The following is a 15,917-nucleotide window of genomic DNA, read 5'->3' on the forward strand; positions in this document are numbered from 1 at the left end:
GGCGACACGAGCGTCCCCGAAGCCCGCACCGTCCTGTTTGTCCGTAGTCGTCATGGGCTCATGATCAGTGGAGTCCCGGGGGCCCGCATGTCGCGCGATACCCGGCGGGGGTAGGGTTCGCCCATGGCGACGACGAGGAGAACGGCGAAGGGCCGACAGCTGCTGCTGCTCGCCGCGCTCCTCCTCGGCATCGTGACGATGCATACGCTGGGTCATCCGACGGGGCACGGGAGCGGGGCCGAACAGGCGTCGGCCCGGCACGAGATGAGCGCGGGCGCCCCGGCGGCGGGCCCTGCCGCGGGGCGGCACGGCGCGGCGTCGGCCGACACGGCGAGCGGCGCCACGGCGAGCGGCGCCGCTGCGTCGGCCGGTATGTCGGGCACTGCCCCGGACCACCGGCACGCGGCCAAGGCGGCCGGCGGCGCTCCCGCCGCTCAAGACGCTCATCACGCGCGCGTTCCCATGCCCCCGCCGCCCCCGCGCACCTCGGGCGACGACGTCCTCGCCGGACCGGCCACGGCGGCCGCGTCCGCGCCCGCCGGGCTCCACGGGATGGATCCGCTGTCCGTGTGCCTCGCGGTGCTCGGCGCGTTCACCCTCGCCCTGCTCCTGAAGGCGGGCCTGCTGCGCCCCGGCGGCTTCGCCGTCCCCGCGCGGGCGCTCGCCCGGCTGCTCGACGGCCTGCGACCCAATCCGCCGCCGCCCCGCATACTCCTCGCCAGTCTTTCCGTGCTGCGCATTTAGGCCGGCGCACCGGCTGCTTCGCCCTGCCCGCGACCGAGGGACGCCCGATGGGAACCTCCGGGCGTCGAGCGGTGTATCAGAAGCAGCAGATGCGCCCATCTGCACGCACCACCAAGACGAGGTGTTATTCAGCCATGCGCACTCAACCCCTGCGCACCCCTTCGCGCCGTGCCCTGCTCGGCGCCGCGACCGCCGTCGCCGGTTCGGGAATCCTGACGGCCTGTTCCGGCTCGGGCGCGGGCCACGGCGGACACGGAGGCGGCACGGAAGGCGGCTCCGCGCCCACGGGCTATGTCGACCCGTCCGGCAAGGAAGTCGCCGCCGCGGAGAAGAAGCGAGAAGGCGGCGCGGTCCGCGAGGTGAAGCTCATGGCCATGACGGCCAAGCTCGACCTCGGCGGCCGCTCGGTCAGGACCTGGGCGTACGGCGACCGGCTGCCCGGCAAGGAAGTCCGCGTCACCGCGGGCGACACGCTCGCCCTCACACTCGCCAACCATCTCCCCGAGCCCACGTCCCTGCACTGGCACGGCCTGGCCCTGCGCAACGACATGGACGGCGTCCCCGGGCTCACCCAGCAGGCGATCAAACCCGGCGCGGACTTCACCTACCGCTTCGCGGTGCCGCACCCGGGGACGTACTGGTTCCATCCCCACTCGGGCACCCAGCAGGACCGCGGTCTGTACGCGCCACTGATCGTGGAGGACCCCAAGGAGCCCTTGAAGTACGACAAGGAGTGGGTCGTCGTCCTCGACGACTGGGTCGACGGGGTCGACGGCTCGACGCCGGACGCCGTCCTCGCGGAGCTCAGCAAGGGCATGGGCGGCCATGACATGAGCGGGGACGGCGAGGAGGGGGGTGACACGGGCGGCATGGACCACGGCGGCCACGACATGTCGAACATGTCCAACATGTCGATGCGCACGGACAAATCCCCCAAGCCCTCCGGTCCCTCCGGCCCCTCCCGCATGATGACGGGCGCCAAGAGCGACCTGCTCGGCGGCGACGCGGGCGATGTGGCCTACCCGCACTACCTGATCAACGGCCGTACGCCGGACGCGCCTTCGTCGTTCAAGGCACGCCCCGGCGACCGCATCCGCCTGCGCATCATCAACGCGGGCGGCGACACGGCCTTCCGGGTGGCGCTCGGCGGCCACGAGATGACGGTGACGCACACGGACGGCTTCCCCGTGGAGCACGCGAAGACGGACTCGCTGCTGCTCGGCATGGGCGAGCGCTATGACGTCCTGGTCACCGCCAAGGACGGGGCGTTCCCGCTGACCGCGGCGGCCGAGGGCAAGAAGGCAGCGGCGCTCGCGGTCCTGCGCACGGGCAGCGGCGCGGCACCCTCCCCCTCGGTCCGCCCCGAGGAGCTCAAGGGCCGCCTCCTGACGGCGGACAAGCTGCGGGCGGCGGAGTCGGTCGCGCTCCCGACACGCAAGCCGGACCGCACGATCAGGATCCGGCTGACGGGCGGTATGGCCAAGTACGACTGGGCGTTCGACAAGAAGCCCTACGACCCCGACGAGCGCCACCCCGTCCGCGCGGGCGAGCGCGTCCGTCTCGTCTTCGCCAACTCCACGTCGATGTGGCACCCGGTCCATCTGCACGGCCACACCTTCGCCCTGGCGAACGTGGCGGGCGGCCCCCGCAAGGACACCGCGGTCATCCTGCCGAACGGCACACTGACGGTGGACTTCGAAGCCGACAACCCGGGCCTGTGGATGATCCACTGCCACAACGTGTACCACTCGGAGGCCGGGATGATGACGGTCCTCGGCTACCGCCGCTGACGCCTCGGCGGGCCCGGCACCCCAAGGGGGATGCCGGGCCCGCCGGGCCGCCGACGTGGGGCGCCACACACCCGACCCAGAGGGCATCGCGTCGCTTTGACGATTACACTGGGCCGCGTGCCTCAACTACGCCTCGCCCTGAATCAGATCGACTCGACGGTCGGCGATCTCGCCGGGAACGCCGAGGCGATCGTCCATTGGACCCGGCACTCCGCCGAGCAGGGGGCGCACCTTGTCGCGTTCCCCGAGATGGCGCTGACCGGCTATCCCGTCGAGGACCTCGCGCTGCGACCGTCCTTCGTGCAGGCCTCGCGGTACGCGCTGTGTGCGCTCGCCGCGCGTCTTGCGGACGAAGGCTTCGGAGAGCTGCCGGTCGTCGTCGGCTATCTCGACCGCACCGAGGAGGCCAAGCCGAAGTACGGCCAGCCGGCGGGCGCCCCGCGCAACGCCGCCGCCGTGCTGCACCGCGGCGAGGCCGTGCTCACCTTCTCCAAGCACCACCTCCCCAACTACGGGGTCTTCGACGAGTTCCGCTACTTCGTGCCGGGCGAGACCCTGCCGATCGTGCGGGTGCGGGGCGTCGACGTGGCGCTCGCCATTTGCGAGGACCTCTGGCAGGACGGCGGCCGCGTGCCCGCGACGCGCACGGCAGGGGCGGGCCTGCTGCTCTCCGTCAACGCGTCGCCGTACGAGCGCAACAAGGACGACCAGCGGCTCGAACTCGTCCGCAAGCGCGCCCAGGAGGCGGGCTGCACCACCGCGTACCTCGCCATGATCGGCGGCCAGGACGAGCTCGTCTTCGACGGCGACTCGATCGTCGTGGACCGGGACGGCGAAGTCATCGCGCGGGCGCCGCAGTTCGCCGAGGGCTGCGTCGTCCTCGATCTTGAGCTGCCCGCGGCCGGTGCCGTTCCGTCGGGCGTCGTGGACGACGGCCTGCGCATCGAGCACGTCACGGTCTCAGAAGAGCCCGTCCCCCCGTTCAAGCCGGAGCTCACCGGCGGGTATGCCGAACGGCTCGACGACGACGAGGAGGTGTACTCGGCGCTGGTCGTCGGCCTGCGGGCGTATGCCGCGAAGAACGGCTTCAGCACCGTCCTGATCGGGCTCTCCGGCGGCATCGACTCCGCGCTCGTCGCCGCGATCGCCTGCGACGCGCTCGGCGCGCAGAACGTGTACGGCGTGGCCATGCCCTCCCGCTACTCCTCCGACCACTCCATCGGCGACGCGGAGGAGCTGGCGCGGCGTACGGGGCTGAACTTCCGGACCGTGCCGATCGCGCCGATGTTCGACGCGTACATGGGGTCGCTCGGTCTGACCGGGCTCGCCGAGGAGAATTTGCAGTCGCGGCTCCGCGGCACGATGCTGATGGCGATCTCCAACCAGGAGGGCCACATCGTCCTGGCCCCCGGCAACAAGTCCGAGCTTGCGGTGGGCTATTCGACGCTGTACGGCGACTCGGTCGGGGCGTACGGTCCGATCAAGGACGTGTACAAGACCCTGATCTTCCGGCTCGCCGAGTGGCGCAACCGCGCGGCGGTCGAGCGGGGCCGGACCCCGCCGATCCCGGAGAACTCCATCACCAAGCCGCCGAGCGCGGAGCTGCGGCCGGACCAGGTGGACACGGACTCGCTCCCGGACTACCCCGTCCTCGACGCGATCCTGGAGATGTACGTCGACCGGGACCAGGGCGCGGACGCGATCGTCGCCGCCGGGTACGAGCGGGAGCTTGTGGTGAAGACCCTGCGGATGGTCGACACCGCCGAGTACAAGCGCCGCCAGTACCCGCCGGGCACGAAGATCTCCGCCAAGGGCTTCGGCAAGGACCGCCGCCTCCCGATCACCAATCGCTGGCGGGAGTCGGTCTGACGGGCCTTTCCCACCCGCCCGCCCGTTCCCCGGGTAAACGGGCGGGCGGGAAAAGCCGTCGCAGGGTGAACGGGTGGGTGGGCGGGGAAAATCCGCCGCGAAGCGGCGGCCCGGTCAGAACCCCGAAGTCACGGGGCAAACGGGTGGGTGGGCGGGAAAGATCCGCCGCGAAGCGGCGGGACAGAACCGCCCACCCAGGTGTCACCGGCGAGAAGGCTCCGGGCGAGGCGAGTGCGAGGCCACCAACCGCTCACTGCCCACCGCAGGTGCCCGCAGGTCCACGAGATAGGCCACTCCGGCCACCCCGAGCCCCAGCACAGCCAGCGCCGCGCCCGTCACCGCAGGGGACGTCACCCCGAAGCCCGCCGCCAGGGCAAGGCCACCGACCCACGCGCCGCCGGCGTTCGCGAGGTTGAACGCCGCCTGATTGGCGGAGGACGCCAGGGACGGGGCCGCCGACGCCTTCTCCATGACCATCAGCTGCAGCGGCGACCCCGTCGTGAACGCCGCCATGCCGAGGAGCACCACGGCCAACGCAGCGCTCCACGCGGCGCTCATCAGCAGCGGGAACAGCGCGAGGACGACCACCAGCGACGCCAGGCCGCCGAACAGCGTCCCCCGCAGCGAGTGGTCCGCGAGGCGACCGCCCAGCAGATTGCCCGCGGTCGCGCCGACACCGAACAGCGCCAGGAGCAACGTAACGCTGGATTCGGCGTAGCCCGCCGCGTCCGTGAGCATGGGCGTCACATAGCTGTACGCCGAGAACAGCGCCCCGAAGCCCGCGACCGTCGTGCCGAGCGCCAGCCACACCGGAACGCTGCCGAGCGCCCGGAGCTCTCCGCGCAGGCCGCCGTGCTCGCCGTGGCCGTGGTCGGCGGGGACGAGCAGGGCGAGCGCTGCTATCGCCGCGAGGCCGATCGCGCTGACCGCGAGGAACGTCGCACGCCAGCCAAGCTGCTGCCCCATCGCCGTGGCCACCGGCACGCCCACGATGTTGGCGACGGTCAGGCCGAGGAACATCAGGGACACCGAGCGGGCCTTGCGCTCGGGGGCGACGAGGCCGGTCGCGACGACCGCGCCGACGCCGAAGAACGCGCCGTGCGGAAGTCCGCTGAGGAAGCGGGCGGCCATCAGCCAGTGGTAGTCGGGTGCGGCGGCCGACAGCGCGTTGCCGACCACGAAAAGCACCATGAGGCCGATCAGGACCCGCCGCCGCCGCATCCGCGCGGTGACCGCGGCGAGCAGCGGGGCGCCGATGACGACACCGAGGGCGTACGCCGAGACCAGGTGTCCGGCGGTGGGGATGGATATGTCCAGGTCGTCCGCGACGTTGGGCAGCAGGCCCATCATCACGAACTCGGTCGTACCGATGCCGAAGGCGCCCACGGCGAGGGCGAGCAGGGCCAGGGGCATGAAGAACCTTCCGGGGGAGCGCATGAGGGGGTGGTGTTCCGTAAGTTTACGTACGGAACAAAGCCTCTCAGGCCCAGTATTCCGTGAGGTTAAGAGCGGATGTGCGGTGCACTAAAGGCTAAAGCTCGACCCGCGCCGCGATCGGCAGATGATCGCTGCCCGTCTCCGGCAGCGTCCACGACGACACCGGCTCGACGCCCTTGACCATGATCTGGTCGATCCGCGCCATCGGGAACGACGCGGGCCAGCTGAACCCGAAGCCGTCGCCCGCCGCGCCCTGCGTGGAGCGCATCTGGGAGGTGACCGCGTTCAGGGCGCGGTCGTTCATCGTGCCGTTCAGGTCGCCGAGCAGCACCACCTTGGAGACCCGCTCGCCGGCGATCGCCTCGCCGAGCGCGTCCGCGCTCGCGTCACGCTGGTTGGCGGTGAAGCCCGCGTCCAGCTTGACCCGCACCGACGGCAGATGGGCGACGTACACGGCGACCTCGCCCTTGGGGCTGTTGACCGTCGTCCGCATCGCGCGGGTCCAGCCGAGCTTGATGTCGACGGGCAAGGTGTCGGTCAGCGGGTACTTGCTCCACAGGCCGACCGTGCCCTGCACCGAGTGGTACTTGTAGGTGCCCGCGAGGGCCTTCTCGTACGTCGGGACGGCGTCCGCCGTGAGCTCTTCGAGGGCCACGACGTCGGCGCCGGACGCGGCGACGTCACGTGCGGTGCCCGCCGGGTCCGCGTTCTCCGCGTTCACGTTGTGCGTGGCGACGGTGAGATCGCCGCCGGTGCCTGAGGACTTGGTGGTGATCAGACCGCCGAAGGAGCCGGTCCAGATGACCGCGGGCAGCAGCACGGCGATCAGCGCGGTCGCCGACTTGCGGACGAAGCCGATGACGAACAGCACGGGGATCAGCACGCCGAGCCAGGGCAGGAACGTCTCGATGAGGCTGCCGAGGTTGCCGATGCCGTTCGGGATCTGTGCGTGGAAGAGCATCACCAGGGCGAGCAGCACCGCGACCGCCGCGGTGACGATCCCGCGCCGCCAGATGCCCCGGTCGCCGCGCCAGCCGTCGGCCAGGCGCCGGAGCCGGGACCCCTGGCGGTCGGGGCCCGAGCCGCCGCTGCCGGTCTCCGTCACATACGCCTGCGCCATACGCTCGTCGCCTCAACTCTGCCGTGCAACCGTCTTCGCCCCTGAAACCCTAGGCGATGATCGGGTGTCCTCCCCGCCGTCCGTGACGGCCGTACGGGACGAGGACGAGCGGCGCGGCACGGCAGGTTCCACATCCCCCCGCACAACGGGCCGCTGTGACGAAACGCGCACATTCACCCCGTGGGCCGCAGCCCGTCGAGAACGGTGTCCACCATCCGCTCGGCGAGGTCCTCGTCGAGCGGCGCGTCGGAGCGCATGACGGTGCGCACGAGCATGGGTCCGACGAACAGATCGTTGGCCAGAAGGATGTCGACGTCGGCGCGCAATTCGCCGTTCTCGACGCCCCGCCTCAGCACGTCGAGCATGACGCGGCGCTGCGGCGCGACGACGGTGGCGTGGTAGGCGTCCCACAGCTTCGGCAGGCTCTTCATCTGCGCGAACACGTTGTGCAGCATCGCGGAGGCGCGCATGTTCACACCGCGCCTGCGCATGTGGTCGAGGAGGGTGATGAGATCGCCGCGCATCGATTCCCCTGCCAGCTCGGGCGGCGGGTCGTCCACCGAGCGCATGATGTCGACGAAGAGTTCCTCCTTGCCGCTCCAGCGCCGGTAGATGGTGGCCTTGCCGACGCCGGCGGTGCGCGCGATCCGCTCGATGGAGAGCTCGGCGAGCGGCACACCCTCCTCGATCAGCTTCAGTGCGCCCTCGAAGATGGCCCGCTCCACGGCCTCGCTGCGGGGACGCCCCCGGACACCTCTGGCTGTGTGGACCACATCTGCTCCGTCTCTCGCATCCGGCGTACCGCCAGGCCGATTGTCCCTTCCCGGCCCGGCGCCCCGGTCAACGCCCCGCGCCCACCGGCTCCGCCTCCTTGTGCTCGGCCTCCGGCTCCTGCGGTGCGCGGCCCGGCAGGAACAGGGCGACGGTCACGACGCCGATCAGGGCGACGCCCGCGCCGCAGAGCGCGGTGATGTGCATGGCGTGCAGGAAGGAGTCGTGGGCCGCGGACACCAGCGGTTCGCCGCGCGGGCCGAGCTCGGCCGCGACGCCGAGCGTGGCCTCGATGGACTCGCCCGCGGTGTGCCGCACCCCGGCGGGCAGCAGGGTGAGCTTGTCCTCGACGCCGCTGCGGTAGGCGGCGGAGAGCACGGAACCGAGGACGGCGATACCGAGTGCGCCGCCCACCTGGCGGAAGGTGTTGCTGAGCGCGGATGCGGAGCCTGCCTTCTCGCGGGGCAGCGCCTGCATGATGACGACGCTCACGGGCGTCATGACGTGCGCCATCCCGGTGCCCATCAGGAAGAAGACGACCTCCAGGATCCAGATCGGCGTATCGGCGTCGAGGACCGTGAACGCGGCGAGCATCGCGGCGATGGTGAGCAGCCCGGCCGCGACGGTGGCGCGGACGCCGAAGCGGTCGACGACGAGCCGGGCGCGCGGCGCGAAGATGAGCTGGGCGACGGCGAGCGGCAGCATCAACAGGCCGGTCTGCAGCGGCGAGTAGCCGCGCACGCTCTGCGTGTAGAAGACGGCGAAGAAGGTCACGCCCATCAGCGCGAAGAAGACGAGCGCGAGGGCGCTGATCGCCGCCGAGAAGACCCGGTTCTTGAAGTACGAGATGTCGATGGACGGGTGGTCGCTGCGCTTCTCGTGCAGGACGAAGACGACGAGTACGGCGAGGCCCGCGGCGACCGTCGCGAGGACCGCGGGGTCGGTGAAGTCGGCGAGCTGGCCGCCCTTGATGATGCCGTAGACCAGCAGCACGAGGCCGACGACGGACAGGCCGACGCCGACCAGGTCGATACGGCCCGGCTTCGGGTCGCGGGAGTCGGGCACGAGCCAGATCATCAGCCCGATCGCGAGGATCACGATGGGCACGTTGACCAGGAAGACCGAGCCCCACCAGAAGTGGTCGAGGAGCACGCCGCCGGTGATGGGGCCGATCGCGATGGCGAGGCCGACGCCGCCCGCCCAGATGCCGATGGCCTTGGGCTGCTCGTCACGCTCGAAGACGTTCATCAGGACGGCGAGCGTGGCGGGCATCACGAAGGCGGCGCCGAGGCCCATCACCGCGCGGAACAGGATGAGTTGGACGGGCGAGCCGGACTCGGCGGCGAGCGCGGAGCCGATGCCGAAGACGGCGAGGCCCGCGATGAGGACCTTCTTGCGGCCGATGCGGTCACCGAGCAGGCCTGCGGTGAAGAGCAGCCCCGCGAAGACCAGGGTGTAGGAGTTGATGGCCCATTCCAGGTCGCCCTGGGTGGCGCCGAGGCCGGTGGGGGCCGGGGTCGAGATCGTCTTGATGGCGACGTTCAGGATCGAGTTGTCGAGCACCACGATCAGCAGGCTCAGCATCAGCACACCGAGGATCGCCCAGCGGCGCCGGTGCACGGCTTCCGGTATGCGTGGGGTCGTGACGGCAGGAGAAGTCATGGCCCCACCCTAGAGCCATTTCGATACGAGACCGTCTCGTATTGGAAAGAATTTACCCGCGGCCCGGTGCTCGCCGCCCGGATGGGCCGGATCACTCAGGGGTGCACTAGCCGTCGGGCGGCACACGGTGCCACCATGGACGTGATCCGGGGACGCCGTGAGGGCGCCTCGAGATGAGAGAAGGAGCCGTTGCGATGACGCAACTTTCGGCTGCCCAGAAGCCGGCAGAGGGTGCCGCCCAGAAGTCCGACAGCAGCAAGGCGCTGTACGGGGGCAAGAGCACCCGCCGCATCACCGTCCGGGACATCACCGCCGCCAAGGAGCGCGGCGAGAAGTGGCCCATGCTCACCGCGTACGACGCGATGACCGCGTCCGTATTCGACGAGGCCGGCATCCCCGTGATGCTGGTCGGCGACTCGGCGGGCAACTGTCACCTCGGGTACGAGACGACCGTGCCCGTCACGCTCGACGAGATGACCATGCTGTCCGCGGCCGTCGTACGGGGTACGTCGCGTGCCCTGATCGTCGGCGACCTGCCCTTCGGGTCGTACCAGGAAGGCGCCGTCCAGGCCCTCCGTTCGGCGACCCGCCTGGTCAAGGAGGCGGGGGTCGGCGCGGTGAAGCTGGAGGGCGGCGAGCGTTCGCTCCCCCAGACCGAGCTGCTCGTCTCATCGGGCATCCCCGTCATGTCCCACCTCGGCCTCACCCCGCAGTCCGTGAACACCATGGGCTACCGCGTGCAGGGCCGCGGCGACGAGGCGGCGCACCGGCTGCTCAGCGACGCGAAGGCCGCGCAGGACGCGGGCGCGTTCGCGGTCGTCCTCGAGCTGGTCCCGGAGGAACTGGCCGCCGAGGTCACCCGCTCCCTGCACATCCCGACCGTCGGGATCGGGGCCGGGGCCGGGTGCGACGCCCAGGTCCTGGTCTGGACGGACATGCTGGGCCTCACCGGCGGCAAGATGCCGCGCTTCGTGAAGCAGTACGCGGACCTGCGGGGCGTGATGGCCGGCGCGGCGAAGGCGTTCGCGGAGGACGTGGTCGGCGGGGCGTTCCCCGCGGCGGAGCACGCCGTGCACTAGAGCCATCGCGGCACCACGGCAGCCCGTCGATCTTCCCCCGTCGACGGGCTGCCCTTTTTTCCGCCGCTTCGCGGCGATGTTTCCCGCCCGCCCACCCATTACTGGCAGCTGTAGGTCGGCTGTCGGTGGTTTGTCGGTGGGGGATGACACCTTGGGGGCATGACGCGAATCGACAAGAACCCCGGAGGCGCAGCGAGCGCCATCACCGTGCGGGGACTGGTCAAGCACTACGGCGAGACCAAAGCACTGGACGGCGTGGACCTCGACGTACGCGAAGGAACGGTCGTCGGCGTGCTCGGGCCCAACGGCGCCGGCAAGACCACCCTCGTACGCTGCCTGTCCACCCTCATCACCCCGGACTCGGGCCTGGCCCACGTCGCCGGGTACGACGTGGTGAAGCAGCCCCGCCAGCTCCGCCGCGTGATAGGCCTCACCGGCCAGTACGCATCGGTGGACGAGAAGCTCTCCGGCCGCGAGAACCTGTACATGATCGGGCGGCTGCTCGACCTGTCCCGCAAGGACGCCAGGTCGAGGGCCGACGGTCTGCTCGAGCGGTTCTCCCTCACCGAGGCCGCAGGACGCCAGGCCAAGACGTACTCCGGCGGCATGCGCCGCCGCCTCGACCTCGCCGCCTCGATGATCGGCAGCCCGGCCGTCCTCTACCTGGACGAGCCGACGACCGGCCTCGACCCCCGCACCCGCAACGAGGTGTGGGCCGAGGTCAAGCGCATGGTCGGCGACGGCGTCACCGTGCTGCTCACCACGCAGTACATGGAAGAGGCCGAGCAGCTGGCGTCCGAGCTGACGGTCATCGACCGCGGCAAGGTCATCGCCAACGGCCGCATCGACGAGCTGAAGGCGAAAGTCGGCGGCCGCACCCTGCGCATCCGCCCGGCCGACCCGCTGGAGCTGCGCCCGCTGGCGAACGCGCTCGACGACCTGGGCCTGACCGGCCTCGCCACCTCGACCGTGGACGCCGAGACCGGCACGGTCCTGGTGCCGATCCTCAGCGACGAGCAGCTGACCGCGGTGGTCGGCGCGGTCACCGCGCGCGGCATCACGATCGGCTCGATCGCCACCGAACTGCCCAGCCTGGACGAGGTGTTCCTCTCCATCACCGGCCAGAAGGCCAGCACCCCGCAGGACGTCCGTCCCGCCGAACTCGAGGAGGTCACCGTATGAGTGCCACCACCGCAACGGCCCACCTGCCCGGGGCCGGCCAGGCCGACGGCCGCATAGGCCTGCGCGGCCACGTGCGCCACACCGGCGCGCTGGTCCGCCGCAATCTGCAGTGGATCCGGGCCGATCCCGAGTCGATGTTCGACGCGGTGCTCATGCCCATCGTCTTCACGCTGCTGTTCGTGTACGTCTTCGGCGGCTCCATCGGGCAGGCGCTCGGCGGCGGTCAGGACGCGTATGTGCAGTACGTGGTGCCGGGCATGATGGCGATGATGTCCCTGAACATCGCCATGGCCGTCGGCACGGGCTTCAACCAGGACTTCCAGAACGGCATCATGGACCGCTTCCGGACCCTGCCGATCGGCCAGGGCTCGGTCCTCTTCGCCAAGATCGTGGTGGAGCTGATGCGGATGCTCGTCGCGACGACGATCATGATGATCGTCGGTGTCCTGGTGGGCTTCGACATCACCAACTGGGGCGGTCTGTTCGCCGCCGTGGGCCTGACCGCGCTCTTCGGCTCGTCCGTCATGTGGATCTTCCTGGTACTCGGCGTCACCATGAAGAGCGCGCAGTCCGTGCAGGCGATGGGCTTCCTGGTCCTGATGCCGCTGCAGTTCGGCTCGTCGATCTTCGCGCCGACGCAGTCCATGCCGGGCTGGCTGGAGGCCTTCACCGACTACAACCCGCTGTCCACGCTCGCGGACTCCGCGCGCGGCCTGATGGTGGGCGGCCCCGCAGCACACGACGTGTGGGTGACGATCGGCTGGTCGGTGGCGCTCACGCTGGTGATGGCGCCGATCGCGATCCACAAGTTCCGTACGAAGAGCTGATCGACACGGAGAGCTGAGCGCCCGGCGCTTCAGTCGACGTACGTGTCGCAGAGGGCGGCGGCCTCCTCGATGGGGAGGCCGCCGCCCTCCGCGTACGCGGCCTCGTACGCGGCGTCCCCGAGCACGGCGCGCACCGCCGCGACGGCGGCCGCCTTGATGTCGCGCTCCACACCGGCCGGGAAGTGGCCGGGCGGGAGATCACGGTCGGCGGCGGCGATCAGCCGGGCGGCGTCGCGGGCACGCCGACCGCCGCCGAGACCGGTCAGGGCGTGGGCGGCAATGGTGAGTTGATGGGCGGTCACATGCGGGGCGATCATCTTGGTCAGCGGATCGATGGACTTCTCCACGGCCGCGCACGCCTTGCGGAAGGCCTCGGCGTAACGGCCGTCCTGAGTGTCGAGCCAGGCCTCGGCGCCGAGCATGAAACTGTCGAAGACCGCGAAGTCGGCGACCTTGAACTCCTCGCGCAGCAGCCGTAGTTGCTCACGGGCCTCGGCGGTGCGCCCGGCGCGCCCGAGCACGTCGACGAGGAAGAAACGGGCGGTGGGCATGGACTCGCTGGAGTGGCCGCCCTGGACCTTCTGGTCCAGGACGCCCCAGAGCAGCCGCTCGCCCCGTTCCGGTTCGCCCGCCTCGACGAGGACCGCGCCGAGGCGCGCCGTGAGCACGGTCACCTGGGCGGGCGCGCCGAGCTGCTGCGCGTACTCGATGGCGGCACTGAAGTCCTCGGCGGCGCGGTCGAAGGCGCCCCGCCGCTCGTGCGCCTCGCCGCGCGAGGAGAGCGCCTCGGCCGTGCCCCACACATCGCCGAGCCGGGTGAAGATCTCCAGGGACTCGTCAGCGTCACGGCCCGCGTCGCGGGCCCAGTCCGTGCGGTTGGCGCGGATGTTGGCGCGCTGCTGGAGCGCCGATGCGAGCTCCCACTCGTAACCGCGTTCCCGGCAGGTGGCGATGGTCGCGTCGATGATGGTGTGCAGCCGGCCGATGTCACCGCCGAAGAGCACCGCGAAGAACCACAGGCTCCCCGGCGACCAGCAGGTCTGCGGCAGCCCGGGACGGTACGCCTCCCTGATGCCCGCGAGCTTCTCGGCGGCCTCGGGCGTCTGCCAGGCCTCCATGTTCATGTCCATGCAGGAGAGCTGGATGAGATGCACCCCGCGCCGCGCCTCCGCGAGCACCTCGGGGCGCATGGGGAGCGGGGCGTCCGTGCACCGTTCGTAGAGCGGTTCCACGGGTGCGACCGGGCGGGCGAAGGGGTCAGGACCGAGAGCGATGACATCGCGGGACCAGTTGCGGGTCTCGATGCGCAGATCGCGGATCTGCCAGAACCAGGAGAGCGAGAGGACGAGACAGAGCGCCTCCTGCTCGTCCCGCGCCGCGACGGCGTGCCGCAGGGCGGTGCGCAGATTCTCGTACTCGACCTCGAGCCGCTCGACGGCGTCCCGCTGGCCCGCGCCGCGCAGCCGCGGTTCGGTGACGCGGGCGAACTCCCGGAAGTACACGAGGTGCGCCCGCTCGGCGGCCGCCCGGTCGGCGGCCTCGTCGAGCCGCTCCGCCGCGTACTCGCCGACGGTCTCCAGGAGCCGGTAGCGCATGCCGCCCTGCGGCGCGGGGGCCGCGACGACGAGCGACTTGTCGACGAGGGAGCCCAGTACGTCGGCGACGTCGGCGGGATGGCTCCCCGGGACACCGACGGTCGCACCGCACACCGCCTCCGCCGCCGCCAGGTCGCAGCCGCCCGCGAAGACGGAGAGGCGGCGCAGGACGGTCCGCTCGGCTTCGTCGAGGAGGTCCCAGGACCAGTCGACGACCGCGCGCAGGGTCTGCTGGCGGGGCAGCACCGTGCGTGCGCCGTTGGTGAGGAGCCGGAAGCGGTCGTCCAGGCGGTCGGCGATCTGCCGCGGGGTGAGCATCCGCAGCCGGGCCGCCGCGAGTTCGATGGCCAGCGGAAGACCGTCGAGCCGCCGGCAGATCTCGGCTGCCGCCGACCGGTCGCCTTCGATGCTGAAGCCCGGCCGCGCCGCCGCGCCGCGGTCGGCGAGCAGCCGCAGCGCGATCGGCTCCGGCAGGGGTTCCACGGGGCGCAGCAACTCCCCCGGCACGCCCAGGGGTTCACGGCTGGTGGCGAGGACCGTGAGGCCGGGGCAGTGCGCGAGCAGCTGTTCCGCGAGGCGGGCCGCGGCGTCGATGACGTGCTCGCAGTTGTCGAGGACCAGGAGCATCCGGCGGGGCGCGCAGTGCTCGGTGAGGCGTACGACAGGGTCGTCGCCGTGCCGGTCGGACACCGCCCGCATCTCCTCGGCGCCGGCGCCGCGCAGCACCGTCTCGCGGGCGCCGAGCGCGGTCAGAACGGCCTCGGGCACCGCGTCCGGATCCTCCACCGGGGCCAGCTCGGCCAGCCATACGCCGTCCGGCTCCACGTCGGCGACGGACTCCGCGGCCTCCTGCGAGAGCCGGGTCTTGCCCGCGCCGCCGGGCCCGAGCAGCGTGACGAGGCGGGCCCGCTCCAGGTCGCCCCGGATGGCCTCTATGTCGGCTTCCCTGCCGACGAAGGAGGTGAGCCTGGCACGGAGGTTGCCGGGGGTGTGCGGGCGGCTCACCGGCGGTTCGGTCCGCTCCGGCGCGTTCCCCGGCGCCGTGTGGTGCAGCAACTCCTCGTGGAGGGCGCGGAGTTCGGGGCCGGGGTCGGCGCCGATGCGGTCCGCTATGAGGCGGCGTATGCCGTCGTAGGCGGCGAGGGCCTGAGCCGGGCGGCCCGCGTCGCGCAGCGCCCGCAGCCGCAGGGCCTGCAGCGGCTCGTCCAGGGGGTGGCTCTCGCAGAGGGCGGTCAGCTCGGGCAGCGCCTGCTCGGCCCGGCCGAGCGCGAGTGCCGCCGTCAGCCGGGCGCGGCAGGCGTCGAGGCGGCGCGCCTCCCAGCGGGACGCCTGCGCGGTGCGGTCGGGCAGGTCGGCGAGGGCCTGACCGTCCTGCCAGAGCGCCAGCGCGTCGTCCAGGACCGTCGCCGCCTTCTCGGCGTCGCCGTCCGCGAGGGCGCGGGAGCCTTCGTCGGCGAGGCGCTCGAAGCGGTACAGGTCGATGTCGTCCGGGGCCGCGGCGAGGCGGTAGCCGCCGTCGGCCGAGGCGATCGCTTCGGCGCCGATGGCTCGGCGGAGGCGGCCGATCAGCGCCTGCAGCGCGGCGGGGGCGTCCGCGGGTGGGTTGCCGTCCCACACCTCGTCGACCAGGGCGGATACGGGGACGGTGCGGGGGGCTCCCAGGGCGAGGACCGTGAGGAGGGCGCGCAGCCTTGGGCCGCCGATGGGGGCCTGGGTCCCGTCGGTGCGGAATGCCTGGGTGGTGCCGAGGATGCGGTAGCGCACGGGGTCCATTGTCTCTGGTGTCTTGGGTGGCGGTGGCGGGGACGGGTGCCGGGCCGTGGGTGGGGCCTCCGGCGGTT

Annotated in this window: 11 protein-coding genes; 6 read left to right on the forward strand and 5 right to left on the reverse strand. The window is 71.6% G+C overall.

Features of this window, described 5'->3' with window-relative positions; all coding sequences use genetic code 11:
* The first annotated feature begins 123 nt into the window (after positions 1–123).
* From AB0O76_RS33330 to AB0O76_RS33340, 3 genes are all read left to right on the forward strand, one after another.
* The gene (locus AB0O76_RS33330) at positions 124–744 is read left to right on the forward strand and encodes a hypothetical protein (protein WP_365498970.1); all 621 of its coding nucleotides are present in this window, start codon (positions 124–126) and stop codon (positions 742–744) included.
* 134 nt (positions 745–878) lie between these two features.
* A complete protein-coding gene (locus AB0O76_RS33335; RefSeq protein WP_365498973.1) occupies positions 879–2,534 on the forward strand; it encodes a multicopper oxidase family protein in 1,656 nt (551 codons plus the stop codon).
* A gap of 117 nt (positions 2,535–2,651) precedes the next feature.
* Positions 2,652–4,403, forward strand: a complete 1,752-nt coding sequence (locus AB0O76_RS33340; protein WP_365498976.1) for an NAD+ synthase — start codon at positions 2,652–2,654, stop codon at positions 4,401–4,403.
* A 201-nt stretch (positions 4,404–4,604) separates the two neighbouring features.
* On the opposite strand, the gene AB0O76_RS33345 is transcribed toward AB0O76_RS33340, so the two are convergent.
* The 4 genes from AB0O76_RS33345 to AB0O76_RS33360 all read right to left on the reverse strand — a co-directional run bounded on the left by AB0O76_RS33345 (position 4,605) and on the right by AB0O76_RS33360 (position 9,393).
* Complete coding sequence (locus AB0O76_RS33345; protein ID WP_365499144.1) at positions 4,605–5,816, reverse strand: MFS transporter; 1,212 nt, start codon at positions 5,814–5,816, stop codon at positions 4,605–4,607.
* A gap of 118 nt (positions 5,817–5,934) precedes the next feature.
* Positions 5,935–6,960 (reverse strand): endonuclease/exonuclease/phosphatase family protein, encoded by a 1,026-nt coding sequence (locus tag AB0O76_RS33350; protein ID WP_365498979.1) that lies wholly within the window; start codon positions 6,958–6,960, stop codon positions 5,935–5,937.
* A 173-nt stretch (positions 6,961–7,133) separates the two neighbouring features.
* On the reverse strand, positions 7,134–7,733 hold the full coding sequence (locus AB0O76_RS33355; protein WP_365498982.1) for a TetR/AcrR family transcriptional regulator: 600 nt from the start codon (positions 7,731–7,733) through the stop codon (positions 7,134–7,136).
* A 67-nt stretch (positions 7,734–7,800) separates the two neighbouring features.
* A complete protein-coding gene (locus AB0O76_RS33360; RefSeq protein ID WP_365498985.1) occupies positions 7,801–9,393 on the reverse strand; it encodes an MFS transporter in 1,593 nt (530 codons plus the stop codon).
* A gap of 194 nt (positions 9,394–9,587) precedes the next feature.
* Between AB0O76_RS33360 and panB the strand changes: the two genes are divergently transcribed.
* The 3 genes from panB to AB0O76_RS33375 all read left to right on the forward strand — a co-directional run bounded on the left by panB (position 9,588) and on the right by AB0O76_RS33375 (position 12,481).
* Positions 9,588–10,472: a 3-methyl-2-oxobutanoate hydroxymethyltransferase gene (gene panB, locus AB0O76_RS33365; RefSeq protein WP_365498988.1), complete on the forward strand. Its 885-nt coding sequence runs from the start codon at positions 9,588–9,590 to the stop codon at positions 10,470–10,472.
* A gap of 159 nt (positions 10,473–10,631) precedes the next feature.
* Positions 10,632–11,654, forward strand: coding sequence for an ATP-binding cassette domain-containing protein (locus AB0O76_RS33370; RefSeq protein ID WP_365498991.1), 1,023 nt, complete (start codon positions 10,632–10,634; stop codon positions 11,652–11,654).
* Complete coding sequence (locus AB0O76_RS33375; RefSeq protein ID WP_365498994.1) at positions 11,651–12,481, forward strand: ABC transporter permease; 831 nt, start codon at positions 11,651–11,653, stop codon at positions 12,479–12,481. Before AB0O76_RS33370 ends, AB0O76_RS33375 begins: the two co-directional genes overlap by 4 nt.
* Positions 12,482–12,510: 29 nt before the next feature.
* Here AB0O76_RS33375 and AB0O76_RS33380 read toward each other — a convergent pair whose 3' ends face one another.
* On the reverse strand, positions 12,511–15,849 hold the full coding sequence (locus AB0O76_RS33380; protein WP_365498997.1) for a BTAD domain-containing putative transcriptional regulator: 3,339 nt from the start codon (positions 15,847–15,849) through the stop codon (positions 12,511–12,513).
* Positions 15,850–15,917 lie beyond the last annotated feature (68 nt).

Origin of the sequence: Streptomyces sp. NPDC086554, assembly GCF_040686095.1 — a bacterium.
Classification (GTDB): Bacteria; Actinomycetota; Actinomycetes; order Streptomycetales; family Streptomycetaceae; genus Streptomyces.

Coding starts and splice junctions, on each gene's coding strand:
- AB0O76_RS33335 (WP_365498973.1), top strand. CDS start 879: ATGCGCACTCAACCCCTGCGCACCCCTTCGCGCCGTGCCCTGCTCGGC.
- AB0O76_RS33370 (WP_365498991.1), top strand. CDS start 10,632: ATGACGCGAATCGACAAGAACCCCGGAGGCGCAGCGAGCGCCATCACC.
- panB (WP_365498988.1), top strand. CDS start 9,588: ATGACGCAACTTTCGGCTGCCCAGAAGCCGGCAGAGGGTGCCGCCCAG.
- AB0O76_RS33350 (WP_365498979.1), bottom strand. CDS start 6,960: ATGGCGCAGGCGTATGTGACGGAGACCGGCAGCGGCGGCTCGGGCCCC.
- AB0O76_RS33375 (WP_365498994.1), top strand. CDS start 11,651: ATGAGTGCCACCACCGCAACGGCCCACCTGCCCGGGGCCGGCCAGGCC.
- AB0O76_RS33360 (WP_365498985.1), bottom strand. CDS start 9,393: ATGACTTCTCCTGCCGTCACGACCCCACGCATACCGGAAGCCGTGCAC.
- AB0O76_RS33330 (WP_365498970.1), top strand. CDS start 124: ATGGCGACGACGAGGAGAACGGCGAAGGGCCGACAGCTGCTGCTGCTC.
- AB0O76_RS33380 (WP_365498997.1), bottom strand. CDS start 15,849: ATGGACCCCGTGCGCTACCGCATCCTCGGCACCACCCAGGCATTCCGC.
- AB0O76_RS33345 (WP_365499144.1), bottom strand. CDS start 5,816: ATGCCCCTGGCCCTGCTCGCCCTCGCCGTGGGCGCCTTCGGCATCGGT.